The organism is Streptosporangium pseudovulgare (genome assembly GCF_014648055.1).
In the GTDB taxonomy this organism is placed as follows: Bacteria; Actinomycetota; Actinomycetes; order Streptosporangiales; family Streptosporangiaceae; genus Streptosporangium; species Streptosporangium pseudovulgare.
In genome coordinates, this window is sequence record NZ_BMQJ01000022.1 from 86,645 (window position 1) to 110,329 (window position 23,685).

Annotated in this window: 23 protein-coding genes; 12 read left to right on the top strand and 11 right to left on the bottom strand. The window is 73.9% G+C overall.

What is annotated here, in order from left to right; all coding sequences use genetic code 11:
- Positions 1-10: 10 nt before the first annotated feature.
- The 3 genes from IEZ10_RS32595 to IEZ10_RS32605 all read right to left on the bottom strand — a co-directional run bounded on the left by IEZ10_RS32595 (position 11) and on the right by IEZ10_RS32605 (position 5,011).
- Complete coding sequence (locus IEZ10_RS32595) at positions 11-2,539, bottom strand: helix-turn-helix transcriptional regulator (protein WP_189250359.1); 2,529 nt, start codon at positions 2,537-2,539, stop codon at positions 11-13.
- A 481-nt stretch (positions 2,540-3,020) separates the two neighbouring features.
- Entirely contained in the window at positions 3,021-4,052 is a 1,032-nt protein-coding gene (locus IEZ10_RS32600) for a hypothetical protein (protein ID WP_189250360.1), read from the bottom strand.
- Between the two features lie 218 nt (positions 4,053-4,270).
- Positions 4,271-5,011, bottom strand: coding sequence for a GntR family transcriptional regulator (locus IEZ10_RS32605; protein WP_189250361.1), 741 nt, complete (start codon positions 5,009-5,011; stop codon positions 4,271-4,273).
- 181 nt (positions 5,012-5,192) lie between these two features.
- Here IEZ10_RS32605 and IEZ10_RS32610 point away from each other — a divergent pair, with 181 nt between their 5' ends.
- From IEZ10_RS32610 to IEZ10_RS32625, 4 genes are all read left to right on the top strand, one after another.
- Entirely contained in the window at positions 5,193-6,002 is an 810-nt protein-coding gene (locus tag IEZ10_RS32610; RefSeq protein WP_189250362.1) for an inositol monophosphatase family protein, read from the top strand.
- A 31-nt stretch (positions 6,003-6,033) separates the two neighbouring features.
- Complete coding sequence (locus tag IEZ10_RS32615; RefSeq protein ID WP_189250363.1) at positions 6,034-6,663, top strand: YigZ family protein; 630 nt, start codon at positions 6,034-6,036, stop codon at positions 6,661-6,663.
- A 218-nt stretch (positions 6,664-6,881) separates the two neighbouring features.
- Positions 6,882-7,520 carry a DedA family protein gene (locus tag IEZ10_RS32620; protein WP_189250364.1) on the top strand — a complete coding sequence of 213 codons (639 nt, stop codon included), beginning with the start codon at positions 6,882-6,884 and terminating at the stop codon, positions 7,518-7,520.
- A gap of 1 nt (position 7,521) precedes the next feature.
- Positions 7,522-8,670, top strand: coding sequence for a sensor histidine kinase (locus IEZ10_RS32625; protein ID WP_189250365.1), 1,149 nt, complete (start codon positions 7,522-7,524; stop codon positions 8,668-8,670).
- Positions 8,671-8,758: 88 nt separating this feature from the next.
- Here the strand turns inward: IEZ10_RS32625 and IEZ10_RS32630 are convergent, their stop codons facing one another.
- Positions 8,759-9,988, bottom strand: a complete 1,230-nt coding sequence (locus IEZ10_RS32630; RefSeq protein WP_373287441.1) for an isochorismate synthase — start codon at positions 9,986-9,988, stop codon at positions 8,759-8,761.
- Between the two features lie 187 nt (positions 9,989-10,175).
- Here IEZ10_RS32630 and IEZ10_RS32635 point away from each other — a divergent pair, with 187 nt between their 5' ends.
- Positions 10,176-11,153, top strand: coding sequence for a GDSL-type esterase/lipase family protein (locus tag IEZ10_RS32635; protein ID WP_229811878.1), 978 nt, complete (start codon positions 10,176-10,178; stop codon positions 11,151-11,153).
- A 10-nt stretch (positions 11,154-11,163) separates the two neighbouring features.
- Here IEZ10_RS32635 and IEZ10_RS32640 read toward each other — a convergent pair whose 3' ends face one another.
- Complete coding sequence (locus IEZ10_RS32640; protein WP_189250367.1) at positions 11,164-11,658, bottom strand: FBP domain-containing protein; 495 nt, start codon at positions 11,656-11,658, stop codon at positions 11,164-11,166.
- 89 nt (positions 11,659-11,747) lie between these two features.
- A complete protein-coding gene (locus tag IEZ10_RS32645; protein ID WP_189250368.1) occupies positions 11,748-12,509 on the bottom strand; it encodes an alpha/beta fold hydrolase in 762 nt (253 codons plus the stop codon).
- A gap of 79 nt (positions 12,510-12,588) precedes the next feature.
- Here IEZ10_RS32645 and IEZ10_RS32650 point away from each other — a divergent pair, with 79 nt between their 5' ends.
- The gene (locus IEZ10_RS32650; protein ID WP_189250369.1) at positions 12,589-13,641 is read left to right on the top strand and encodes a helix-turn-helix transcriptional regulator; all 1,053 of its coding nucleotides are present in this window, start codon (positions 12,589-12,591) and stop codon (positions 13,639-13,641) included.
- A gap of 93 nt (positions 13,642-13,734) precedes the next feature.
- The gene (locus IEZ10_RS32655) at positions 13,735-14,001 is read left to right on the top strand and encodes a DUF3040 domain-containing protein (protein WP_189250370.1); all 267 of its coding nucleotides are present in this window, start codon (positions 13,735-13,737) and stop codon (positions 13,999-14,001) included.
- A gap of 154 nt (positions 14,002-14,155) precedes the next feature.
- On the opposite strand, the gene IEZ10_RS32660 is transcribed toward IEZ10_RS32655, so the two are convergent.
- Complete coding sequence (locus tag IEZ10_RS32660; protein ID WP_189250371.1) at positions 14,156-15,367, bottom strand: cytochrome P450; 1,212 nt, start codon at positions 15,365-15,367, stop codon at positions 14,156-14,158.
- A 103-nt stretch (positions 15,368-15,470) separates the two neighbouring features.
- On the opposite strand from IEZ10_RS32660, the gene IEZ10_RS32665 reads away from it, so the two are divergent.
- Entirely contained in the window at positions 15,471-16,094 is a 624-nt protein-coding gene (locus tag IEZ10_RS32665; RefSeq protein ID WP_189250385.1) for a TetR/AcrR family transcriptional regulator, read from the top strand.
- Positions 16,095-16,179: 85 nt separating this feature from the next.
- Here the strand turns inward: IEZ10_RS32665 and IEZ10_RS32670 are convergent, their stop codons facing one another.
- The gene (locus IEZ10_RS32670) at positions 16,180-16,773 is read right to left on the bottom strand and encodes a TetR/AcrR family transcriptional regulator (RefSeq protein WP_189250372.1); all 594 of its coding nucleotides are present in this window, start codon (positions 16,771-16,773) and stop codon (positions 16,180-16,182) included.
- Positions 16,774-16,922: 149 nt separating this feature from the next.
- Between IEZ10_RS32670 and IEZ10_RS32675 the strand changes: the two genes are divergently transcribed.
- The 3 genes from IEZ10_RS32675 to IEZ10_RS32685 all read left to right on the top strand — a co-directional run bounded on the left by IEZ10_RS32675 (position 16,923) and on the right by IEZ10_RS32685 (position 20,506).
- A complete protein-coding gene (locus IEZ10_RS32675) occupies positions 16,923-18,470 on the top strand; it encodes an MDR family MFS transporter (RefSeq protein ID WP_189250386.1) in 1,548 nt (515 codons plus the stop codon).
- 454 nt (positions 18,471-18,924) lie between these two features.
- Positions 18,925-20,277 (top strand): cytochrome P450, encoded by a 1,353-nt coding sequence (locus IEZ10_RS32680; RefSeq protein ID WP_189250373.1) that lies wholly within the window; start codon positions 18,925-18,927, stop codon positions 20,275-20,277.
- A 31-nt stretch (positions 20,278-20,308) separates the two neighbouring features.
- Positions 20,309-20,506 (top strand): ferredoxin, encoded by a 198-nt coding sequence (locus IEZ10_RS32685; protein WP_189250374.1) that lies wholly within the window; start codon positions 20,309-20,311, stop codon positions 20,504-20,506.
- 192 nt (positions 20,507-20,698) lie between these two features.
- Here the strand turns inward: IEZ10_RS32685 and IEZ10_RS40130 are convergent, their stop codons facing one another.
- The 3 genes from IEZ10_RS40130 to IEZ10_RS32695 all read right to left on the bottom strand — a co-directional run bounded on the left by IEZ10_RS40130 (position 20,699) and on the right by IEZ10_RS32695 (position 23,068).
- Positions 20,699-20,824: a hypothetical protein gene (locus tag IEZ10_RS40130; RefSeq protein WP_268246397.1), complete on the bottom strand. Its 126-nt coding sequence runs from the start codon at positions 20,822-20,824 to the stop codon at positions 20,699-20,701.
- A 97-nt stretch (positions 20,825-20,921) separates the two neighbouring features.
- Entirely contained in the window at positions 20,922-21,704 is a 783-nt protein-coding gene (locus IEZ10_RS32690; protein ID WP_189250375.1) for a MerR family transcriptional regulator, read from the bottom strand.
- Positions 21,705-21,868: 164 nt separating this feature from the next.
- A complete protein-coding gene (locus IEZ10_RS32695) occupies positions 21,869-23,068 on the bottom strand; it encodes a serine hydrolase domain-containing protein (protein WP_189250376.1) in 1,200 nt (399 codons plus the stop codon).
- A 282-nt stretch (positions 23,069-23,350) separates the two neighbouring features.
- On the opposite strand from IEZ10_RS32695, the gene IEZ10_RS32700 reads away from it, so the two are divergent.
- The gene (locus IEZ10_RS32700) at positions 23,351-23,530 is read left to right on the top strand and encodes a recombinase family protein (RefSeq protein WP_189250377.1); all 180 of its coding nucleotides are present in this window, start codon (positions 23,351-23,353) and stop codon (positions 23,528-23,530) included.
- Positions 23,531-23,685: the final 155 nt, after the last annotated feature.

A 23,685-nucleotide genomic window follows, 5' to 3' on the forward strand; every position in this document is an offset into this window, starting at 1 on the left:
CCGGGCCGGGTCAGCCCCCGTCCGGGCCGGCGGCCGACAGGGCGGCCAGCCGGGCCAGCTCGACCCGGGAGCGGACGCCGAGTTTGCGGAAGATCTGCCGCAGGTGGAAGGCGACGGTGTGCTCGCTGACGAACATCTGCTCGGCGGCCTGCCGGTTGGTCAGCCCCTGGGACACCAGGTCGCAGACGGCGCGCTCGGTGCCGGTGAGGCTGGACCAGCCGGAGTCGGGGTGGTCGACGCGCTCCCAGTGCCGCCGCCGCTCGCCCAGCTCGCGCAGCCTGCGCCGTACCCGGGCCGCGTCCCGGCGGGCGCCCACGCCGCCGTAGCCGGAAAGGGCGCCGTCGAGCGTCTCGACGGCCGCGTCCCGGCGGCCGGGGGCGGCGCCCAGCAGCACCCCCAGGTCCTCGGCGGCCGACGCCCTGGCCCACGGGTCGGCGTACCCGGCCGCGGCCCGGCCCAGCGCCGCGGGGTCGCGGTCGCGCAGGCCGCGGGCGTGGGCGGCCGCCACCGGCGGGCCCGGCAGGCAGGGGTTGCGCCCGGCCAGGTCCTCGGCGGCGGCCACCACCTCGTCGGCCCGCCGGCCGTCCCCGGCCGCCAGGGCCGTGCGCACCAGCCACGCGGCCGCCGCGGGCTCGCCGGTCAGCACTCCGGCGTGCCCGGCCAGGCCGTCGTAGAGTCCGCCGAGCGGCGCCATCGCGGCCGCCGCCCCGTCCCGCGCCTCGACGATCCGCCCGGCCGTGAGCTCGGCGCGCAGCCGCCCGTACGGCGTGCCCGCCGACCGCGCGGCCTGGCCGGAGGCGAGGGCCCGCACCGCCCGCGGCAGGTCGCCCGCGCGCAGCGCCGCGGCGCCGAGCGCCGACAGCGCCAGACAGGCCAGGTCCGGGACGTCCAGGCCGGCGGCGGCCGCCAGCGCGGCCTCGGCCTGCTCGGCCGCGTCGCCGGCCCGGCCCGCCGCGAGGTCGAGCCGGGCGCGCAGCACCAGGGCCGCGGCGGCCCACGCGGGCCGGCCCGCCGCCTCGGCCGCGGCGCTCGCGGTGATCTTCTCCGCCTCGTCGAGCAGCCCCAGGTCGATGAGCATCGCCGCCAGCACGGCCCGCGGCTGGGGGTCCCGGCGGCCGGACGGTCCGGGGGATCCGGGCGGCGGCTCGGCGGCCTCGCGGGCCAGCTCCAGACCGCGTGAGAGGCGGCCCTCGTCCCAGGCGAGCAGCGCGGCGGCCACCGGCGCGACGGATGCGGCGGGCGCGGCGGATACGGCGGATGCAGTGAGGGCCGCGGGCGCAGTGGGGGCAGTGGGCGCAGTGGGCGTGACGGCCGCGAAGGGCGCCGGGCGCGCCGCGGGCAGGGCGCCGTCCGCCGTGCCCGGCTCGGGCCGTGCCCCGGGCCGTGCCCCGGGCTCCGGCCGGGGCGGCGCGGAAAGGACGGGCGGCGGGACGCGCTCGGCCTGCCGGCGCAGCGCCTGCCGTACCGGGGCCGGGACCGTCTCCAGGACCGACCGCCACAGCAGCTCGTGGCGGAAGGCCAGCTCCTCGGGCGTGACCACCAGCAGCCCGGCGGCCAGGGCCTCGTCCAGGGCGGGCAGCAGCGCGGCCGGGGGCTCGCCGAGCAGCTCGGCGGCGTAGGAGGGGCAGAAGGACCGCCCGAGCACCGCGACGGCCTCCAGCAGGTGGCGGGTCCGGGGGCTCACCTCCTCCAGACGCCGCCGGACCGCGGTGTGCAGCCGCCGGGGCAGCGCCCCCGCCGCCGCTTCGGGCCCCGCGGATTCCGCGGGCGACCCGGCCGCCGCGACCTCCTCGGTCCTCCCGGCTCCCGCGGGTCCCGCCGCATTCGCCGGGCGGGCCACGCCGGTGTCCACCCGGACGGCGCCCTCCTCGCGCAGCCCGGTCAGCAGCGCCAGCAGCAGCGCCGGGTTGCCGGCGGCCTGGGCCGCCAGCGCCGTCAGCTCCGCGTCCGGCACGGCGCCCAGCGCGTCGGCGGCCACCCGCGCCACGGCGGCGCCGTCCAGCGGGCGCAACGCGATCCGGGCGGCCCCCTCCTGCTCCAGCAGGCCGAACAGCCGCTCGCCGTCGTCGTCGCCGGTGGCGCGGCGCGCCAGCAGCCACGCCAGCGGGTGGCCGGCCAGCCGCGACGGCAGCGTCCGCAGCGCCATGAGCGTGACGGGATCGGCCCACTGCAGGTCGTCGAGGGCCACCAGCAGCGGCCCGGCGGCGGCGCGCCGCTCCAGCGTGGTGCTCACCCGCTCGGCCAGCCACATCAGCAGCCCCGGCCCCCCGGGGAAGGCGCTCCGGGCGACCGCGGCGCGGGCGGTGGTCTCCTCCAGCGCCGACAGCAGCGGCGCCAGAGGCATCATGCGCTCCAGCTCGTCGGCCCGGCCCGCGGCGACGCCCGTCCCGAGGGCGGCCGCCGCTGCCGCCGCCTCGGCCAGCAGGAGGCTCTTACCGATCCCCGGCTCGCCCTCCACCAGGAGCACGTGCGCGCCCGGGCCGGGGGCGCCCTCCAGCAGGCGGAGCACCTCCGCCCGCTCGCGCTCCCGTCCGCGCATCGGCGTTCCCAGCGTTTCCGGAATCGCAGGTCACCTCGGGGTCATGTCGCGGCACGCGGCCGCTCTTCCATGACCGGGTTCCTGCGCCGCGGACCACCCGGGAAAACCCATTTAGATGGACGAATACCCAGATCAACGGTCTTTTTGCCGGAATGGGACCGGCCGGGCACACGGTGGGGCCCTCCACTCGGGTCCGTGCGATGAGCCCCGAAGCGGCTCCGGGTGACGAAAGCAACGATCGACGCCACGACGGGTGCCACCGGAATACGGCGGAGACGAGCCGCCGGGTGGCGTGGCGGCTGTTCGGCGTCGGGCCGGCGCCTCGTACGCGGTGAGGCGACCGACCCTGAGGGCGCGGGCGGCCTCGGTGACCGAGACGCCGTCACCGACCGAGCGGCGTGGTGCGGCCGGCTCGGCGGGGCCGCCGCCCCCGCCCTGCTCCCACCGGGCCGGCAACGTGTGGATACGAGGTTCGGGCCGGTCAGCGGAAGTCGGAGATGCGCAGCACCGCCAGCATGTCCGTCGCCCGGGAGCCGGTCGAGAAGGATGCCTCCGCGCCGACCCAGCCGCGGAAGGCTCCCGTGTCGTCGATGATCTGCATGAGCGGTTTGACGTGGGAGTTGCCGGTATAGCAGAACTCACCGCGCTCCATCGCCAGGCAGGTGCACCAGTGCCACAGCGTGTCGCGGCGGTCGGTCTTGGAGATCATCGTGAGGTAGTACTGGATGGAGCTGACATCGGGGCGCGTTCCGCCACCGTATCTGGGGCAGCCGCCCGACTTCTGACACGCGCCGCGCGAGGATGGCTGCAGGTAGGTCAGGCACGAGGTGGTGGCGGCGCAGGAGCGGAAGGCGGAGTGGCCGAACGGCTGATTGCCGGACGTGACGAGTCCGCCGCCCGCCCAGCTCGTCAGGTCCTGCCTGAGTGAGCCGGGAAACGCCTTCACCGAGCTCATCGCTCGGCGGGTGCCGAGTGCGGCGTTGCTGCCGTAGCCGTACCCGTGCGTGGCCAGCGTGCTCTGCTTGAGGTCCAGGCGGGCCAGCCTGCCGTCGGGCGAGGGCCGCACGTACCACTGCTCCGTCCATGTCTGGGCGATCTTCCAGCGGATGGTGAGCACGTCGCCCGCCACGGTGTACGTCCCGGTGCGGCTCTCGTCGGGGGCGCCGGTGAAGCCCCCGGCGGTGAGCACCTCGCAGGCGCGGGGCCGCGATGCGACACCGCCCGCCCTGGTGGTGCAGCTCGGATCGGGGACGGTGCCGGTGCGCTGTCTGGCCTTGGGGTGACGCTGCCACCATAGGTACAGGGCGGCGCTCACCGTGCCGTCCGCGGCGAAGCGGTAGCTGCCCAGGCGTACCCAGTTCTGCTGGGAGGCGGCCTTCAGATGACCCTGTGAGATGACATAGGTGGTCTTGCCGCCCGGCAGCGGCGAGGCGGAGACCGCGGCCATGGCCGGCCGGGCGGGCAGGATGGTGACGGCGAGCACGAAGGAGAGGAATGCCGCTGCGGTGCGCATGGGGAGACTCCGGAAGGCTTGCGGGCTTAGCCGATCGTCGACAGGCCACCGTATTCGGCCCGGACTGGATATGTCCCGGAAACCACGGTCATCGCACGGACCCGGGTGGAGGACCGATGGGGCGGGCACACGGGGACGGACAGGCGGGGGAGGGCCCGGCGTACGGCGCGGCGGTCCAGGTACGGCCCGGCGCCGGCCGGCCCGCTGAGGGCGGCCCGTCAGCGCTCGATGAGCGTGAACTCCAGGGAGTAGTGCGAGGCCCGGTAGACGTGGGAGCCGTGCTCCACGGCCCGGCCCTGGTCGTCGTAGGTGGTGCGCAGCATCGTCAGCAGCGGGGCGCCGCGCCGCTCGTCCAGCAGCCTGGCCTCGGCGGCGGTGGCCGCCCGCGCCCCCATCCGCTGGTTGGCCACGCGCATCCGCACCCCCGCCGCGCGCAGCAGCTCGTACAGGCCGCGTTCGGTGAGCCGCTCGGCGGTCAGCGGGGCCACCCCGACGGGCAGCCAGTTGTGCAGCAGCGCCAGCGGCGCCCCGGCGGCGTAGCGGATCCGCTCCAGGCGCAGCACCTCGGTGCCGGCCGGGACGCCGAGGGTCGCGGCGAGGGCTCCGTCGGCCGGGACCGGCTCCAGGGCCAGCACCCGGGTGGCGGGCTCCTGACCGGCCCGGCGCAGGTCGTCGTAGAGGCTGGTGAGCTCCACCGTGCGGTTGACCCGGCCCTGCACGACCTGGGTGCCCACACCGCGCTTGCGCACCAGCAGGCCCTTGTCCACGAGGTACTGGATCGCCTGGCGGACGGTCGGCCGCGACAGGCCCAGGCGATCGGCGAGGTCGATCTCGTTGTCCAGGCGCGCCCCCGGAGCGAGGTCGCCGCGCCCGATGGCGTCGGAGATCTGCTGGGCCACCTGGAAGTACAGCGGGACCGGGCTGGATCTGTCCAGCTCGATGCCGAGCTCGGCGCTCATGCCGCCCTCCCGTGTACGTCTGTCCTGATCAGGGTAGCGGACATCAGAATGTCATGACCAACTCCGCCCCGGTCCCGCCCCGGGGGCTCCGGGCGGAGTGAAAGGGACGTATCGGGGAAAATGGGATGACCATGCGGGTGCCGAAGGCCGGCGCGGCCCGCAGACGCCGCTGGAGGATTCGATGGACCTGAGCACCTCGCGTGAACTGTGCGACGTCGCGGCGGAGGCCGCCCGCGCGGTCGGCGAGCGGCTCCGCAAGGCGTTCCGGTCCCGGCCCGAGGTCGAGACCAAGCGCGACTTCCACGACCCGGTGACCGAGCACGACCGCGCCGCCGAGGAGACCATCCGGGAGATCATCTCCCGGCGGTTCCCGGACAGCATGATCATCGGGGAGGAGGGCGGCACCACCGGCTCGGGCGAGCCGCGCTGGTACGTCGACCCGATCGACGGGACGGCCAATTTCGCCGCCGGGCTGCCGTTCTTCTGCGTGTCGGTGGCCGCCGCCGTGGGGGAGGAGCCGGTGGCGGGGGTGGTCTACGACCCGGTGCGCGACGACGAGTTCCGCGCCGACCTGGGCGGCGCCTGGTGCAACGGCGTACGGCTGCACAGCCGGGGCGCGGCGGGTGACCGGGAGGCGATGCTGCTGAGCGGCTACCCCACGGCCGGCGACCTGGCCGCCGACCGCGCCGGGTCGCTGGACCGGTTCGGCCGGATGCTGGAGGCGTTCGCCTCGGTGCGCCGGCCGGGCAGCGCCGCGCTGCACCTCGCGCACGTCGCCGCAGGCTGGGCGGACGTGGCCTACGGTTCCGGGGTCAAGCCGTGGGACGTCGCGGCGGGGGTGCTGCTGATCCGGCAGGCCGGCGGCGTCTACCTGCCGCTGGGCGACTCCCTGTTCGCCCCCGGCGGCTACCTCGCCCACGTCGGCGGGTTCGACCTGGCCGGCTCGGTGATGGCCGAGGTGTGCCGCCCCGAGCCGGGGACCTCTTATTAATCTACATTGTAAAGGCGAGTAGCCTGGTGCGATGAACCAGCCGTACCTGACCGTGGACGAGATCGTCGAGCACGAGACGGAGATCAAGCGGTCGCGCTTCCTCTGCGCGGTCGCCCCGGCGGGCTCGGAGGAGGCGGCGCGGGAGTTCGTCGCCGGGCGCAGGCGCTCCCACGGCGACGCCACGCACAACTGCTCGGCCTACGTGATCGGCGGGGACCGGGGGGTCCAGAGGGCCGACGACGACGGCGAGCCCGGCGGCACCGCCGGCACTCCCATGCTGGAGACGCTGCTGCGCCGGGGGCTGTCGGACGTGGTGGCGGTGGTGACGCGGTACTTCGGCGGGGTGAAGCTGGGCGCGGGCGGGCTGGTGCGGGCCTACGGCTCGTCGGTCGGCAAGACGCTCGACCGGGCCCGCCTGGTGGAGATGGTCCCGGCGCGGCTGGTGGCGGTGAGCGTGGACCACGTGCGGGCCGGGCGGCTGGAGAGCGACCTGCGGGCCTCGCCGTACGAGGTGCGGGAGGTCGGTTACGGGGCGGGGGTCCGGTTCACGGTCGCGGTGCGGGAGGCGGACCTGCCGGTGTTCGGCGGCTGGGTGGCCACGCTGACGGCGGGCCGGGCGGAGGTCGAGGAGGGGGAGGCGGTCCACCTGCGGGCCGGGTGACGCGCGGCCCGCAGGTGTCGGGGGCGACGGGGCCGGTGGGCCGATGCGGGGATGTGGGATGGATCACATGGTTTCCCGGAACTTTCCGGGCGGATCCGTGGCCGGGCCGGTCGGCGCGGGGCTGGGGTTTTCCGCAGCCCCGGGGTGGGGTGAGGCCGTGAGGGGCCGGCGGGTTTCCGCATTCTCGCGGGTGCTCGCGGCTTCGTAGGGTTCGGGGCATGAGCACCTCAACGACTGTCGACGGAGTCGCCGGCTGGGCGGTCAGCCTGATGGAGACCTTGGGAGCCCCGGGGGCGGGGTTGGCGATCGCGCTGGAGAACCTGTTCCCGCCGTTGCCGAGCGAGGTGATCCTGCCGCTGGCCGGGTTCACCGCGAGCAAGGGGGACATGACGCTGTTCGAGGCGATCTTCTGGACCACGCTGGGGTCGGTGGTCGGCGCGGTGGCGCTGTACGGGGTGGGGGCGTTGCTGGGCCGGGCGCGGGTGGTGGCCATCGCGCGGAGGCTGCCGCTGGTGGACGTCTCCGACATCGAGAAGACCGAGGCGTGGTTCGCCCGGCACGGCCGCAGGACCGTGTTCTTCGGGCGGATGATCCCCATCTTCCGCAGCCTGATCTCCATTCCGGCGGGGGTGGAGCGCATGCCGGTCCCGGTGTTCCTGGTGCTGACCACGCTGGGCAGTCTCATCTGGAACACGGTCTTCGTGATGGCGGGATACCTGCTAGGGGAGAACTGGGAGCTGGTGGAGGGCTACGCCGGGATCCTGTCCAAGGCGGTGCTGGGCGTGGTGGCGCTGGCGGTGGTGGTGTTCGTCGTGGTCCGGCTGCGGCGCCGGGGCAGGCACCACGCGGAGCGCTGAGGTGAGGACGGCGGTTCGGGCGGCCCGGGTGCTGGCCGGGATCGCCCTGGGCGTTCCGGCGGCGGTGGCGCAGCTGCTCTTCCTGCTGGTGGCGGGGCCGCTGCTGGGGGTGCCCCGGGCGCGGCGGGGGGTGCTGGCGGTGGCCGTACGGCTGACCGGGACCGAAGTGCGGCGGCTGGGGCTGCTCGGCGGGGTGGAGGTCGCCGGGAGCGCGGAGGGCCGTCCCGGAGGTTACGACGGGCGGCGGGCGCTGCGTTACCTGGCGCTGCGCTGGCCGGTCGGGGTGCTGGGCGCGCTGGTGCTCACGCTGCTGGTCGCCGGGGTCGCCGTGACGGCGCGGCTGGCCTGGAGCTGGGGAAGGGGCGAGCCGTTCGACGGCATGCTGCCCAGCGGCTTTTTGGTGGCTTATGGGCTGGCGGCCGGGGTGGTGCTGCTGTTCCTGGAGGTCACGGGCCTGATCGGGCTGGCGGCGCTGGAGCGGCGGCTGGCGCGTTCGGCGCTGGGGCCCAGCCCGACGGAGCGGCTGGAGCGGCGCATCGCCGAGCTGGCCGAGACCCGGTCGGGCATCGTGGCGGCCGTCGACCAGGAGCGCCGCCGTATCGAGCGTGACCTGCACGACGGGGTGCAGCAGCGGCTGGTGGCGCTGGCCATGCTGATCGGCCGCGCCCGGCGGGGCCGGTCGCCGGAGATCCTGGAGGAGCTGCTGCGCCAGGCCCATCAGGAGGCCCAGGAGGCCCTGGGCGACCTGAGGGAGGTGGCCTGGCGGGTCTACCCGGCGGGCCTGGACTCCCTGGGGCTGCGGGAGGCGCTGGCCACCGTCGCCGAGCGCGCCGGGGTGCCGGTCACGGTCCGCTACGGCCTGACCGGGCGGCTGCCCGGCCCGGTGGAGACGGCGGCGTACTTCGTGGTCTGCGAGGCCGTCACCAACGCGGCCAAGCACGCGGCGGCGGGCTCGGTCACCGTGGAGGTCGTCCGGGAGGGGGCGGCGGTCGTCGTGCGGACGCGGGACGACGGGCGCGGCGGCGCCGACCCGGCGGGCGGGGGTCTTTCCGGACTGGCCCGGCGGGTGGCGGCGCTGGACGGGCGGTTCGAGGTGGCGAGCCCGCCCGGCGGGCCGACCGTGGTCACCGCGGAGCTGCCGTGCGGGTGATCCCGGGCCGTGCGGGTGATCCCGGCCGGGGGCTCCGCGGTGACCACGGGGCCCTCGGGGCCCTCGGGACAGGGCGCCCCCGGAACGGTCAGCCCTCCAGGGCGTACTGCATGACGCGCAGCTTGGCCTGGGCCTCGGCGAGTTCGGCGGCCGGGTCGGAGTCGCCCATGATGCCGCAGCCGGCGAACAGCCGGGCCCGGGGTCCCTCGATCTGGGCGCAGCGCAGCGCGATGCCCCACTCTCCGTCGCCCCGGGCGTCGATCCAGCCGACCGGGCCGGCGTATCCGGCGCGGTCCATGCCCTCCAGCTCGCGGATGACGTCGAGCGCCGTGTGGGTGGGGGTGCCGCCGACGGCGGCGGTGGGGTGCATGGCGGCCACCACGTCCAGGACCGACGCGCCGTCGGCCAGGCGGCCGGTGACCGGGCTGGCCAGGTGCTGGACGTTGGGCAGGACCAGCAGTTCGGGTTCGGCGGGCACGGTCAGCTCCGCGCACAGCGGGGCCAGCGCCTCGCGCACCGACTCCACCGCGCAGATGTGCTCGTAGCGGTCCTTCTCCGAGGCGAACAGGCCGGCGCCTCGCGCGTCGTCGTCGGCCTGGCTGGTGCCGCGGGAGACGGTGCCGGCCAGTACCAGCGACTCGATCGTCTCGCCGGTACGGCGGACCAGCAGTTCGGGGGTGGCGCCGACCAGGCCGGCGCAGGAGAAGGTGTAGCACTCCGGGTAGCGGGAGGCCAGGCGCGACAGCAGCAGCCGGACGTCGATCGGCCGCTCGGCGACGGCGGTGAGGTCGCGGGCCAGCACGGCCTTCTCCAGCCGCCCTGACCTGATCTGCCGTACGGCCAGCGCCACGGCGTGCTCCCACTCCGGGGCGGTCAGGCTGCCGTCGCCGTAGCGGATCCGGCCGGGGTCGGTGGGCGGGGTGACCAGGTCGAGGCGTTCGTCGCCGACGGTGGTCAGCCAGGCGCGGCCGCCGCGGCGGGCGAGGACGACCTGGGGGACGACGAGGACCGAGCCGTGGGCGTCCGGGTCGAAGGTGAAGGAGCCGAAGGCGACCGGTCCGGAGCCGGGGACGCCGGCGCCGTCGTCGACGTGGGCCTCTCCGAGGATCGCCGAGAGCCACCGGCGGGCCCAGTCGAAGCGGCCGGGGCCGGGTGGCACGGCCACGCGCGCGGCCTCACCCCAGGCGACCAGTCCCTCGCCGCGCCTGATCCAGGCGTAGGGGGCGGCCTCCGGAAGTCGCGCGAGCAGATCGCCGGGGTCACCGACGAGGGTGGTTCTCACCACGAGGGGGCGGGTCAGTCCGAGCGCGACACTCACCCGGAACACTCTATGCCGGAAACTGAACGTGTTCGACGACGGCCCCGGTATCAGTGCCTCCGCCACGTTACGTCAAGAAAGCCATGGTGCTCGGTCAACGAAGGGCGCCGCGGTGTCCTGCGGTGATACATCCCATGACAGGGGTGATCGACCGCTCGGAGGTGCCATGGCCGGCAGGATTGTGACAGTGCTCACAGGCGTGGTGACGCTCGTGGCCGTCTGCCCGGCGGCGCCGGCGCGGGCGGCCGGGTCGCGGCCGGTGGAGGCGGGGACGGCGAGGCGGGCGGCGCCGGTGCAGGCGCGGGTGGCGGGGGCCCGGACGGGGATCCGGGCGGCCGGAGGGCGGCCGGTGCGGGCGCGGGCGGTGGCGGCCGGGCGCGGCGCGCCCGCCGGGTGGCGGCCGGTGGTGATGGTGGCGGTCGGCGACTCGATCAGCTCGGGGTTCAACGCCTGCGGCTGGTACGTGCCGTGCCCGGCGCGGTCCTGGGCGACGGGCGACGACGAGCGGGTGCGCAGCCACTACCTGCGGCTGCTGGGCGGCGGAGCCCCGGTCGCCGGGCACGGCGTCAACCTGGCCGTGCCCGGGGCGACCAGCGCCGACCTGGCCCGGCAGATGGCCGGGGCCGTCGCCCGGCGCGCCGACTACGTCACCGTGCTGGTCGGCGCGCAGGACGCGTGCGTGGCCGACGAGCGGCAGATGACGCCGGTGGACGTCTACCGCAGGCGGGTGGCCGGGGCGCTGGAGACGCTGCGGGCCGGACGCCCGGACGCCCGGGTGTTCCTGGCCAGCGTCCCCGACCTCAGGCGGCTGTGGCAGGTGGGCAGGAACAGCGTGGCGGCGCGGGCGTTCTGGGCGGTGGGCCGCATCTGCCCGAGCATGCTGGCCCGGCCGCGTTCGACGGCCCCGGCCGACCGGGAGCGCCGGGACCGGGTCCGGGCCCGGGTCTCCGGCTACAACTCCGCGCTGGCGCAGGTGTGCGCCGCCTACGGCCCGGCCTGCCGGTTCGACGGCAACGCGCTGTTCGGCTGCCGCTTCACCCGGGACCAGCTGAGCAAGTGGGACTTCTTCCACCCCAGCGCCTCCGGGCAGCGGCTGATCGCCCAGCTGACCTTCCCGTTGATCGAGGACTGGCTGCGCGAGCCGGCCGGGGAGCGGGTCACCTGAGCGGGTCCTTTCAGGCCAGGACCTTCTCCAGGAACGCCGTCAGCCTGGTCCGGGTGCGGTCGATCTGCTCCTCCACCGTCAGCGACTCCTGCAGCCGGCCGCCCAGGCCGGGCAGCTTCCTGCCGCGCACGTACAGCGAGCAGTCCAGGTCGGTGCAGGCGTACAGGCCGACGGAGTTGCTGTCGCGGCCGGCCGGGCCCGCCCTGCGGGCGGTCATCAGGGAGACGCCGGCGCCCGGGTGCATGGTCAGGCACAGGGAGCACATGCCGCGGTGCAGGCCGCCGCGCTGCCGGGCCGCCAGTCGCAGCGCCACGCCGACGACCTCGCCGCCGTGTTCGGTGACGAGGTAGCCGCGTTCGGGGGCGGCCGGGTCGAGCCACCCCAGGAAGTCCAGGTCGTCCCAGGGACGCTCGGCCAGGTCCCGCGGGAGCGTCAGCCGTTTGGCCTCTCCCTTGGAACAGTTGACGAACGAGCCGCGGATCTCCTGTTCAGAGACTGCTTTCATGCCGTGGAACGCTACCTTGCCTAAAAGATATAGGCAAAGGATTAATCAGCCTAGGAAAGGCGGGGCGGGTCCCCGGCCGTGCCGGTCTCTCAGCCGCGAGGCCGGGCGGGCTCGCCGAGCTCGGCCAGCGCCGCCGCGGTGGCCGCGGGCGCGGAGAACATCGGCCAGTGGCCGGTGGGCACCGCGGCGAAGCTCCACTCGGGCCCGGCGAGCGCGGCGAAGTACGGGTGGCCGGCCTCGATCAGCGCGCGGACCTGCTCCAGGGGGTAGGAGCAGGTGATGAGCGTCTTGGGCAGCCGGTCCGCGCCGCCGCCGAGCTTCAGCGGCCGGGTGAGCGCGCCGTACGGCTGCGCGGTGGCGCGGGCGGTGAACCTGGCGCGCTCGGCGGCGCCCAACCCCTCCAGGCTGACGCCGAAGCGCTCGTGCTGCTCCCAGGAGGGCGGCGGGTAGGCGGTCCCCCCGCAGGCGGCGACGCTGCTCTCGATGTACTCCCGCTGGGCGGGGTCGTAGAGGTCGAGCTGGGTCAGGCCGTCGGCCGTCGGCCCGCTGTCGAGGTAGACGACGCGGGAGATCCGCTCGGGGATCCGGTCGGCCGCGCCGGTGACGGGGGCGGCGCCGCCGCTGTGGGCCACCAGGATCACCTCCCGCAGGTCCGCGTAGACGATCGCCTGGACGATGTCGTCGATGTGGGTCTCCAGGTCCACGCCGGGCCCGGCCAGGTGGGAGCGGTCGCCCAGGCCGGTCAGGGTGAGGGGGTGGACGTCGTGCCCGGCCGCGCGCAGCGGCCCGGTGACCTCCTCCCAGGCCCACGCGCCGAGCCAGAATCCGGGTACCAGGACATAGGTGCTCATCGATCTCTCCTTCGTCGGAACGGTTCCACCGTAGAATCGAATCCGGACAGAATCGGTCCTGATTGGTGAGGAGTCTCCGATGACGGTCACCCGGGTGCTCGCCCTGCTGGAGCTGCTGCAGGCCGCCCCCGGCCTGACCGGGCCCGAGCTCGCCGCGCGGCTGGAGGTGGACGAGCGGACGGTGCGCCGCTACGCGGTGCGGCTGTCGGAGCTGGGGGTGCCGGTCGAGGCCGCCCGGGGCCGTTATGGCGGCTACCGCCTGCTGCCCGGCTACCGGCTGCCGCCGCTGATGTTCACCGACGACGAGGCCGCCGCCGTGGTGCTGGGGCTGCTGGCCGGGCGGCGGACCGGGCTGTCGGTGGGGGAGACGGCGACCGAGAGCGCGCTCGCCAAGATCCAGCGGGTGCTGCCGCGGGCGCTGCGCGAGCGCGTCGAGGCGGTCCAGGCCACGCTCGGGCACACCCGGGACGCGGCCCCGGCGGAGACCCGCCCGAAGGCCGGTCCGCTGCTGGCCCTGGCCGAGGCGGCCCGGCGCGGGCGTACGGTACGGCTGGCCTACCGCTCCTGGCGGCGGGAGTCCTCAGAACGCGACCTCGACCCCTACGGCCTGGTCTTCCACTCCGGCCGCTGGTACGTCACCGGGCTGGACCACGCCAGCGGGCAGGTGCGCACCTTCCGGGTGGACCGGGTCGGGCGCGTGGAGCCGGCCGCCGGGCCCGGGGAGCCGGACGGACGTCCGGGGCGGGCGGAGGGGCCGGGCCGGGCGCGGGGACCCGAGGCGGGGCGGTCCTTCGAGGTGCCCGACGGCTTCGACCCGGTCGCGCACGTGGTCGCCTCGCTGGCGGCCGTGCCGTACCGGCACGAGGTGGAGGTGCTGCTGGAGATGCCGCCGGAGGAGGCGCGTGAGCGGGTGCCGGCGTCGGTGGCGACGCTGACGCCGACGCCGCGGGGGGTCCTGCTGCGCGCCAGGGCCGAGCGGCTGGACGGCATGGCGCTGATGCTGGCCGGGCTGGGCCGGCCGTTCACCGTCGTCACCCCCGACGGGCTGCGCGAGGAGGTCCGGGCCCTGGCCGGACGGCTGGCCCGCTGCGCCGACGCGGTCCCCGAACCCGGGGACCGCCCGCCGGTGTAAAGAAGCCGTAAATCAACAGCCCCGGGAATGGATAACGATCATCATGATTGGGCAGGAAACCCGCACACGCCTTGCGTTCCGGGGAGGTGCGGCATGGCCTGGTCGCAGGAGGAAGAGCGGATTCTGCTGCGGATCGAACGCCACCTCATCGATGAGGACCCGAGGCTGGCGGCTCGGCTGGAGTCGTTCGACAGGCGTGTGCGGCGCCGCGAGGAGGGCGGCCGCAGGCGCGAGCGCCCGTCGCGGCGGCCGGGTCGCTCGACGGTCGTCCTCATGACGAGCTGGCTGCTGATCGCCACGCTGATCGCCACACTGCTCATCCTCGTCTTGCGCCACGAGGCCGCCGCGCTGCCGCTCTGACCCTCCTCGCGCCGCCGTCCCCGGTGCTCTCGTGAGGGCGCGGGCGCGTCACGAGGCCGTAGTGCTGCCGCTCTGACCCTCCTCGCGCCGCCGTCCCCGGCCCTTTCGTGAGGGGCGCGGGCGCGTCGCGAGGCGCCGGGTACGGCGCCGCCGGTCACCAGCGGACCGGGACCGTGCGCAGGCCGCCGACGGCCAGCCCCTCCACCCGCTCCAGTTCCGCCGCCGGCACGGCCAGCTCCAGATCCGGCAGCCTGCGCAGCAGCACCTCCAGCACGACCTGCAGCTCGGTGCGGGCCAGCGCCTGGCCCAGGCAGGAGTGGGAGCCGGAGCCGAAGGCCAGGTGCTGGTTGGGGCTGCGGGACAGGTCCATCTCGGCGGCGGCGCCGAAGGCGTCCTCGTCGCGGTTGGCGGCGGCCATGCTGCACACCACGGTGGTGCCGCGGGGCAGGACCGTGCCGCCGACCTCGGCCTCCTCGTTCAGGTAGCGGGGCAGGCCGAAGCCGGAGTTGGCGTCCAGGCGCAGGCTCTCCTCCACCGCGGTGCGGATCAGCGACGGGTCGGCCAGCAGCCGCTCCCACCGGGAACGGTCGGCCAGCAGCATGGAGACCATCTTGCCGATCATGTTGGCGGTGGTCTCGTGCCCGGCGACCAGCAGCGCTATGCCGGTGACCACGATCTGGACGTCGGACAGCCCGCCGTCCTCGGGGCCGCCGGCCGCGATCAGCGCGCTCAGCAGGTCGTCGCCCGGCTCGGCGCGCTTGGCCGCGACGTGGTCGGACATGTACTGGAAGAACTCGCCCTGGGCGGCGGCGATCTCGGCCTCGCCGTAGCGGGTGAGGTTGAGCATGGTGTCGGACCAGTACGAGAACCGGTCCCGGTCGGCGGCGGGCACGCCGAGCATGTCGCAGATCACGTACACCGGCAGCGGGAAGCCCAGGGACGCCTTGAGGTCGCCCGGCGCGCCGCGCTTGATCATGTCGTCGACGAGGTCCTCGGCGATCCGCGTCATCGCGGGCCGCAGGGCGGCCATGCGCCTGGCGGTGAACCACTTGATGACCAGGCGGCGCCAGTGCAGGTGCTCCTCGCCGCCGTCGGGGATGATCTGCGACATCTCGCTGCTGAACACCCCGCCGCCCTCGGCCGACAGCCGGGCGGCGTCGGGCGCGGTGAGCCGGCGGGTGAAGCGCGGGTCGGCCAGCACCCGCTTGACGTCCTCGTAGCGGGTCAGCAGCGTCGCCCGGTCGCCGCTGGGCAGCCGGACGGTCGCCGCCGGGCACCGGCCGCGCAGTTCGGCCCATTCGGCGGGCGGCTCCAGGGCCGCGTCGGTCGGGATCGGGTAGTTCAGGACCTGCTCCTCGGCGCTCATCCGGCGTCTCCTTCGAGAGATGGTCGGCTACCCCGCCACGTTATCTTACATCTGCAAGATAACTGACAGTTGTAAGCAAGGTTAGACTGGCGGCGTGGCCACGATGAAGGACGACGGCGTCCCCTCCGGTGACCGGCGCGTCCGCCGTACCCGCGCGGCCCTGGCGCGCGCGCTGCTGGAGCTCGCCGAGGAGCGGGACCTGTCGCGGATCAGCGTCTCCGACGTCGCCGAACGCGCCGGGGTGAGCCGCACCGCCTTCTACGACCACTACCGGGACGTCCACGAGCTGGCCGAGGCCGCCTGCACCGCGATGATCGACGACCTGATCGGGTTCCTGCCCGCCTCGGGCCCCGATCCGAAGGGGGAGGGGCCCGAGACTCTGGCCGCCTTCTTCGCCAGCCTGGCCGGGCACGCCGGGCTCTACCGCGGTCTGCTCGGACCGCGGGGCAGCGCCCACGTCACCGACCACGTCCGCCGCCGCCTCGCCGCGGCCGTCCGCGACCGCCTGCGCCGCGAGGCCGCCGGCCGACCGTCCGGGCCCGCCGGCTCGCCGGAGGAGTCGCACGACGTCCTGGCCGCGTTCGTCGCCGGCGCGCTCATCGGCGTGGCCTCCGACTGGCTCCAGCGCGAGTGCCCGCAGTCCCCCGGCCGGATGGCCGCCCTGACGTGGCCGCTGCTGAGCGCACTCGACCCCGGCGGTCGCGGCGACGCCGGCGTGCCCGCCTGAACCGGACCCGGTACGGCGACGCCGGCGTGCCCGCCTGAACCGTAACGGGCCCGGCTGAACGGCCGGCCGGGGCCGCCCCGGCCGGTCAGGCGAACGGGCGGGACATCTGGTCCAGCGCCCTGCCCATCACCTCGCGCAGCGTCCGGCTCTCCTGCTCGGCGCACCACCACTGCATGGCGATGCGCAGCGCGGCCAGGAACGCGGCGGTGATCACCTCGGGATCGACGCCGTCCGGCCGCGCCCTTCCGGCCACCGCCCGGCTCAGCTCGCTCTCCAGCCGGACCCTGCTGGCCAGCTGCCTGGCCAGCAGGGAGGGGTGGCGCATGGCCAGGCGGGTGCGCAGGTGCAGCTCCCGGTCGGAGCCGCCGGCCTCGTCGGACTCGTCGTAGAGCTGTTCCAGCGCGTCGCGCAGCGCCTGCCAGGCGGAGCTGCCGGCCGGCTGCTCGTGGACGCGCCGTACCAGGGTGCCCAGGCGCTGCTCGTCGCCGTACAGCAGCGCGTCCTCCTTGCCGTCGAAGTAGTTGGAGAACGTCCGGCGGGAGATGTTGGCGGCGTCGGCGATGGCCTCGACGGTGACGTTGTCCAGGCCGTGCTCGATGGCGAGCCGCAGCGCGGCCTCGTGCACCGCCTGGCGGGTCTCGGCCTTCTTGCGCTCGCGCAGCCCCGGTGTGATGTCCATGATGCGGACGAGCTTACCCAATGGGAATAAGTTCTCAATGCGCAAAGTTTCCCATTGGGCATGTATGGTGTCCGGGTTGCATTCCCTTCCCTCTTGATCGGAGGTTGCGCGTGAGCGCACAGCCGGCAGCGCCGCCCGCGGCGGAGCCGATGACCCACCGCGAGGTCCTCGAAGCCCTCAGCGGCCTGTTGCTCGTCCTGTTCGTCGCCATGATCAGCGGCACCATCGTCTCGGTGGCGCTGCCGCAGATCATCGGCGCCCTGGAGGGCAGCCAGTCGCAGTACACCTGGGTCGTCACCGCCTCCCTGCTGGCCTCGACCGCCTCCACCCCCATCTGGGGCAAGCTCGCCGACCTGTTCAACAAGAAACTGCTGCTGCAGATCTCCATCGTGATCTTCATGGTGAGCTCGCTGGCCTGCGGTTTCGCGCAGAACACCGGACAGCTCATCGCCTTCCGCGCGCTGCAGGGCCTGGGCATGGGCGCCCTGCAGATCCTGGCGCAGGTCGTCATCGCCGCGATGATCTCTCCCAAGGAGCGCGGCCGCTACAACGGCTACCTCGGCGCGGTCATGGCCGTGGCCACGGTCGGCGGCCCCCTGCTCGGCGGCGTCATCGCCGACACCTCCTGGCTCGGCTGGCGCTGGTGCTTCTTCATCGCCGTGCCCTTCACCATCGCCGCGTTCGCGCTGCTGGCCAAGACCCTGCACCTGCCGACCGTGCGCCGCGCGGACGTCAGCATCGACTACTGGGGCGCCACCCTCATCGCCGCCGGCGTCAGCGTCCTGCTCATCTGGGTCACCTTCGTCGGCAACTCCTTCGACTGGCTCTCCTGGCAGACCGCGGCCATGGCCGGCGGCGGCGTGCTGGTGCTGGTGGTGGCCACCTGGGTGGAGGCGAAGGTCCGTGAGCCGGTCGTGCCGCTGCACGTCCTGCGGCGCGCCACCCCCGCGCTGGCCATCCTGGCCAGCCTCGCGGTCGGCATGGCCATGTTCGGCGGCTCGGTCTTCCTCGGCCAGTACTTCCAGATCGGCCGCGGCTACGGTCCCACCGCCGCCGGCCTGCTGACCATCCCCATGATGCTCGGCGTGCTGCTGTCGTCGACGATCAGCGGCCGGATGGTCTCGGCCAGCGGCCGCACCAAGCCCTACATCCTCGTCGGCCTGGTCGTGCTACTGGCGGGCTTCGCGGGCCTGGCCACCATCGACCACGAGACCCCGATCCCGCTGATCTCGGTGTACATGCTCGCCGTCGGCGTCGGCGTCGGCATGTCCATGCAGAACCTGGTGCTGGTCGTGCAGAACACCGTCCCGCTGCGGGAGATCGGCGCCGCCAGCGGCGCGATCACCTTCTTCCGCTCCCTCGGCGGCACCGTCGGCGTCTCGGTGCTCGGCGCCGTCCTGGCCAACCGCGTCGCCACCGGCATCACCGAGGGCCTGGCCAAGGCCCACATCCCGGTCAGCGGCGGATCGGCGGCCGGCGGCAGCCTCAACATCGCCGCGCTGCCCGAGCCGGTCAAGACGATCGTCCGGGCCGCCTACGGCGATGCCACCGGCCACATCTTCCTGATCTCGGCGGGCATCGCCGTGGTCGGCCTCGTCGCCGCGGCGTTCCTGCGGCCCGCCCAGCTGCGCGACAGCCTCGACCTGCCCGCGCAGGAGGCCGGGGAGGCCGACGGGCGGAAGGTCGGCGCCTCCTGACGGGTCACCACCACCACCCGGCCACCTGACCGGGACCGGAAAAGCCGGAAAGGCCGCGCCCCCGCATCGCCCGCGGGAGCGCGGCCTTTCCGCGTGCCGGCCTGGAAGCGCCGGACCGTCATGAGGTCCCGGTGGCGATGAAGAGATCTCCGGCGAAGTGGCTACGGCGAGCAGGGGGCAAGGTTCCTCCGCGGCTTGAAGTTTTTCCTCCATCGGCCCAGCAGCGTGGACAACACGCGGCGGAAAGCTTCCGGGAACGGTTCAACGACAGCCTTGACGTCATGAGTGCTGACTACGACGAACAGCCCGGCGGCGCGGGGCCCGCCATCGACACATTCGTCCCGCTGCCGCGCCGCGGACCGGCCGTGACGCGGCGCCGCTCCTCGGCCGTGGGTGGCGGGTCCGGACCTGGGGAGACGCAAGGCGGGCCTCAGCGCATCGCGGAGATGAGCGCATGAACCCGCCCTCCGATCCGCCCGCGTGGCGGGAGTTGCTGGGCCGAGAGCATCTCGGCGCGGTGATCGTGCTGGCCGGCGGAGTGCTGGTCGGTGCGATCAACATCTACCTGGCGGCGAGCCTGCTGCCGACCGCGGTGGCCGACCTCGGCGGCGCGAGTTTCTACGCCTGGAACATGACGGTCTATCTCGTCGCCATGGTGATCGCGACGACGCTCACCGGCCGGTTGCTGTCCCGATGGGGGAATGTCGGCGCCTATGTCCTCGGGTTCGCCACGTTCACCGCGGGCTCGCTGGCCTGCGCGCTGAGCCCGGCGATGGCGGTGCTGCTGGTCTCCCGGGGTGTGCAGGGGCTCGGGGCCGGGCTGTTGTCCGGGCTGGGATTCGCCGTCATCCGGGCGGCGCTGCCGGCCCGGCTGTGGACGCGCGGCGCGGCGCTGATATCGGCGATGTACGGCGTGGGGAACTTCGCCGGTCCGGCGCTCGGCGGGCTGTTCGCCCAGTTCGGGGCGTGGCGGCCGGCGTTCGAGGAGATGCTGGCCGGCCCGAACCCGGCCGACCTGGTGGAGGCGATCGCGCTGCCGGTTCCCACGCTGGTGATCTGCGAACTGCTGGGAGTGCCCTACGCCGACCGCGCCTTCTTCCAGCGTGTGGCGGGCGCGCTGGTCATGGACGAGGGCGACCCCGCACAGGCCATGGCCGCCAGCGAGGAACTGAACGTCTACCTGGATGCCCTGGTGGAGGCGAAGAACGCCGAACCGGGCGACGACGTTCTCAGCAGGCTGGCCGTCGAGCAGTATCGCAGCGGCGCGATGACCCGGCGGGAGATCTCCACGATGGGTCAGCTCCTGCTGGTGGCCGGGCATGACACCACCGCGAACATGATCGCGCTGGGTACGGCCGCACTGCTGGCGCACCCGGCGCAGCTGGCGGCGGTCCGCGACGGGGATCCCGGGCTGGTGGCAGGCGCCGTCGAGGAACTTCTGCGCTACCTGTCCATCACCCACACCGAGGCCCGCCGCGTCGCGCGGGAGGACCTCGAGATCGGCGGCCGGCTGATCCGCAAGGGGGAGGGCATCATCGTGGTGAAGAGCATCGCCAACCGCGACCCGTCGGCCTTCACCGCCCCCGACGCTCTCGATGTCCACCGCAGGGCCCGCCACCACGTCGCCTTCGGATACGGCGCCCACCAGTATCTGGGCCAGCCCTTGGCCCGAGTGGAACTGCAGGTCGTCTACGGCACCCTCTACCGGCGTGTCCCGACGCTGGCCCTGGCCGTGCCGCTGGAGCACCTGACGTTCAAACACCACGCCGTCTTCTACGGCGTCAGCGAACTGCCCGTCACCTGGTGAACCGGGAAGGAGAGAACGAAGGGGAGAACGTATGAAGGTCACCGTCGATCAAGACGCCTGCACCGGCTCGGGGCAATGCGTCCTCATCGCCCCCGACACGTTCGACCAGCGTGACGAGGACGGCATCGTCACGCTCCTCCACGACAGCCCGCAACCGGGGCTGCGGGAGGACGTTCGTGAGGCCGCCCGCATCTGCCCGGCCCTGGCCATCCGGCTGACCATCTCGTGAACCGGCCTTCCCGCATCGTGGTCGCAGGGCTTCGGCGGCCGGTCTGACCGTCGCCGAAGCCCCGCGCCGCAACGGGTTCACCGGTTCCCTGACCCTGGTCGGCCAGGAGCCGCGGCCGCCCTGCGATCGGCCGCCGCCGTCCAAGCGGATCCTGCGTGGCACGTGGGACCCCGGCCGGGTGACGCCACGCCGTCACGACGACCTCGCCACCACCTCATCGAGCCGGCCGGCCGCGGCCCGCGTCACGAACGCCGGCAGGACCGGGAACCCACGCTCCTCGCGCCGCTCCGGCCCCTGGAAGCTCTTCTTCCCGGACACGTCCGATCGGGAGACGATCGCGAAGTCACGCCAGGACCCACATCGCCCGGGTGCCGCCGTCCGGACCGGGACGGCCCGGTGCAAGGGGTCCGTTCCCTCAGTGGGTGCCTGCTCTGGGGATACGGATGCCGGCGGCGCGGAGCTTGGTCTCGACGAGCGCGACCCCCCGGGCCGCGGCCGATCCCCGCTCCTCGCCGTGGAGGGCGATCAGCTCGTACCGGGTCGCGGCCTCGGTGCTGGCTTGCAGACCGGTCACGATCTTCAGGTGCGCGGGGTTGGCGAGGAGGTGGTCGGCCATGGCGGTGGCGAGCTCGGCGATGCGCGGGTCGTCCGGTTCCCAGGCCGCGGCTTCGGCGCCGCGCTTGATCAGGGCGACGAACCGGGTGTCGTCGAGGGCGTGCTCGACATGAGTGAGGTAGTCGTCGAAGCCCTCGGGGACCAGTGCCCTGGCCAGCACCCAGCCCTCCCTGGCGGCCGCCACCTCGTCCGCGGAGAAGCCGAGGCCGGACAGCCGCCCCAGCAGCGCCACAGCACGGTCGGGCAGCAGAGCCCGGTCGCCGTCGGCGAGCCTGCGCAGCGTGTCACGCCGCGTGATCAGCTCCTCGATCCGCCCGGTGAGCTGCCGCTCGACGTCGCCGAGCGCGGCGGCGAACAGCGCGGGACCGGCGTCGAGCAGGGGCCCGATCTCGGCCAAGGGCACCCCGGCGGCGGCCAGCGTCCGGGCCTGCACCAGCCGCAACAGCTCGGCCGATCCGTACCGCCGGTAGCCGGAGCCGTCGCGTTCCGGCTCCTTCACCAGGCCGAGCCTGTGGTAGTGCCGCACCGTCTTCACCGTGACGCCGACGAATGCCGCCGCCCGCCCGATCGTGACTCCGTTCATCTGCAAAATCCTGCCTTGTGCTCGAACTCGGCGACTGAGCAGACCACAGCCGGGCATGTGGGCGGGCCACGCCGAGCCCGCCGGGCCCGGCGTGGCCCCGGTTCGCGTTCCGCCTGATGCACGACCGGAAGGGGCCACCCCTTGAGGCTACGGGTCACAGGTGCTCAGCCCGTCGGCTGGGCCGGATCGGCCCGCCTGCCGCAGAACACCTCGTTGAGGAGCCTCTGCTGGGCCTTCCGGAACGCTGCCGCGATGGACAGGTCGGCGTCGTCCACGCAGCCCAGCGCGGCGGTCAGGGTCTTACCGCCGTCGGGGGTGCCGTACATCAGCGCCGCGTGGCCCACGGCGGCGCCGTTGTGGGAGATGACGGTGCCGCCGCAGTCCGTGGTCACCACGAACACTCCCAGGCCGTAGTCCATGTTCGGGATGCCCGTCGGGTGCGGGGTGCACATCTCGGCCAGCAGTGGGGCCGGCAGCAGCCTGCCGCCCAGCAGCGCGGAGATGAACGTGGCCAGGTCCCGGGTGGTCGAGATCATGTCACCGCCGGTGGAGATCCAGGAGGGGTTCTGGCGGGTGACGTCGATCGTCTTCCGCTCGCCGGTGTCCTCGTACCGGTAGTAGGCGTGGGTGTGCGGCGCGGGGATCTCCGGCGAGGTGTCCGGCGCCACGGTGCCCGACAGCCCGAGCGGCCCCAGGATCAGCCGTTGCATCTCCTCCGCCTGCGTGCGGCCGGTGACCTTCTCGATCAGCAGCCGGGCCAGCACGTAGTTGGTGTTGGAATAGCTCCAGCCCGTCCCCGGCTCGAACCGCGCAGGCCTGGACAACGCCAGCTCCACCAGCTCCTGCGGCCGGTAGGACCTGAACCGGTTGTCCACCCACTCCTTGCCCGTGGTGCCGTAGGGGATGGGGATCCCCGGCACGACCGTCCCGTCGTCGTAGACCTCGCCGGTGAAGTTGAACACCCCGCTGGTGTGCTGCAGCAGCATCCGCACCGTGATCCGCCGGTCCAGCCCGAGCTCGGGCAGATGGTCCGCCGCCGGGGCGTCCAGCCCGAGCCTGCCCTCGGCCACCAACTGCAGCACCAGGGTCGCGGTGAAGGTCTTGGTGTTGCTGCCGATCCGGACGTGTCCGTTGATCGGTGGCTTGGCGGTCCCGCCCAGCTCGCGCGCCCCGGCGCTGCCGGCCCACTCGCCCCGCTCATCGTGCACGCGCAGCGACACCCCGATGAAACCGGACTCGACGATCTCCTCGATCGCCTTCTGCAGCTCCGGGCGATCCTGCCCGGATACAGCCTCCGGCACGGCCCCGCTGTCCGCGGCGATCCGCAGGGTGTTCTTGTCATGGTCGGAAAGGGCGATCGTCATGGTGGTTTGTCCCTCGGATCCGTTGTGTCCCGGCCGGCGTCGTGCCGCTGCGCCGAGCTTCCACCCTGACCCAAGGTCAATCTCAACCGTGATCTGGCTCACAGCCGCTTCGGGGGCGGGAGGCCGTCCCCCGCCGGGGGTGACAGTCGTGTCCCGCGCGGTCCGGCGGTGTTCCGTAAGGCGATTCCCACCGGAGCACCGCCCGATCGGACCGGCACCCCGGCTCACGGTGTTCCGTGCAGGTGTTCCGGTAACGGGGGGCTGTACGGAACACCTGAGGGCGTGCACGGAACCCGCGCCGGCTGCGCCCGCTGCTCGACCGGCGGGCAAGACGCGATCATCCAGATCCGGCGACCCCTGGCTCTCGGCATCCCCGAGGGTCGGATCCACATCGACCGCGGCTTCTCCGGCACCACCCGTCATGATCGCGGCGGCCTCGATCGGGCCTTCGCCGCGGTGTGAGTGCGATCGTTGACTCCTACATCCCTGGTGAGTAATTTTGTCAGGACATAGATTTGTCCTGACAAACTCTTCCTGCGGAGGATGCCATGGCTGCCAGGGTGGCCGAGATCGTGCGCACGCGGGTCCACAATCCCGAGGCGATCGCCGAGGCGGCG

Excerpts from the sequence above, each read along its gene's own strand:
- IEZ10_RS32595 (WP_189250359.1), bottom strand. The coding sequence starts at position 2,539 with ATGCGCGGACGGGAGCGCGAGCGGGCGGAGGTGCTCCGCCTGCTGGAG.
- IEZ10_RS32600 (WP_189250360.1), bottom strand. The coding sequence starts at position 4,052 with ATGCGCACCGCAGCGGCATTCCTCTCCTTCGTGCTCGCCGTCACCATC.
- IEZ10_RS32605 (WP_189250361.1), bottom strand. The coding sequence starts at position 5,011 with ATGAGCGCCGAGCTCGGCATCGAGCTGGACAGATCCAGCCCGGTCCCG.
- IEZ10_RS32610 (WP_189250362.1), top strand. The coding sequence starts at position 5,193 with ATGGACCTGAGCACCTCGCGTGAACTGTGCGACGTCGCGGCGGAGGCC.
- IEZ10_RS32615 (WP_189250363.1), top strand. The coding sequence starts at position 6,034 with ATGAACCAGCCGTACCTGACCGTGGACGAGATCGTCGAGCACGAGACG.
- IEZ10_RS32620 (WP_189250364.1), top strand. The coding sequence starts at position 6,882 with ATGAGCACCTCAACGACTGTCGACGGAGTCGCCGGCTGGGCGGTCAGC.
- IEZ10_RS32640 (WP_189250367.1), bottom strand. The coding sequence starts at position 11,658 with ATGAAAGCAGTCTCTGAACAGGAGATCCGCGGCTCGTTCGTCAACTGT.
- IEZ10_RS32645 (WP_189250368.1), bottom strand. The coding sequence starts at position 12,509 with ATGAGCACCTATGTCCTGGTACCCGGATTCTGGCTCGGCGCGTGGGCC.
- IEZ10_RS32650 (WP_189250369.1), top strand. The coding sequence starts at position 12,589 with ATGACGGTCACCCGGGTGCTCGCCCTGCTGGAGCTGCTGCAGGCCGCC.
- IEZ10_RS32655 (WP_189250370.1), top strand. The coding sequence starts at position 13,735 with ATGGCCTGGTCGCAGGAGGAAGAGCGGATTCTGCTGCGGATCGAACGC.
- IEZ10_RS32660 (WP_189250371.1), bottom strand. The coding sequence starts at position 15,367 with ATGAGCGCCGAGGAGCAGGTCCTGAACTACCCGATCCCGACCGACGCG.
- IEZ10_RS32665 (WP_189250385.1), top strand. The coding sequence starts at position 15,471 with ATGAAGGACGACGGCGTCCCCTCCGGTGACCGGCGCGTCCGCCGTACC.
- IEZ10_RS32670 (WP_189250372.1), bottom strand. The coding sequence starts at position 16,773 with ATGGACATCACACCGGGGCTGCGCGAGCGCAAGAAGGCCGAGACCCGC.
- IEZ10_RS32675 (WP_189250386.1), top strand. The coding sequence starts at position 16,923 with ATGACCCACCGCGAGGTCCTCGAAGCCCTCAGCGGCCTGTTGCTCGTC.
- IEZ10_RS32680 (WP_189250373.1), top strand. The coding sequence starts at position 18,925 with ATGAACCCGCCCTCCGATCCGCCCGCGTGGCGGGAGTTGCTGGGCCGA.
- IEZ10_RS32685 (WP_189250374.1), top strand. The coding sequence starts at position 20,309 with ATGAAGGTCACCGTCGATCAAGACGCCTGCACCGGCTCGGGGCAATGC.
- IEZ10_RS32690 (WP_189250375.1), bottom strand. The coding sequence starts at position 21,704 with ATGAACGGAGTCACGATCGGGCGGGCGGCGGCATTCGTCGGCGTCACG.
- IEZ10_RS32695 (WP_189250376.1), bottom strand. The coding sequence starts at position 23,068 with ATGACGATCGCCCTTTCCGACCATGACAAGAACACCCTGCGGATCGCC.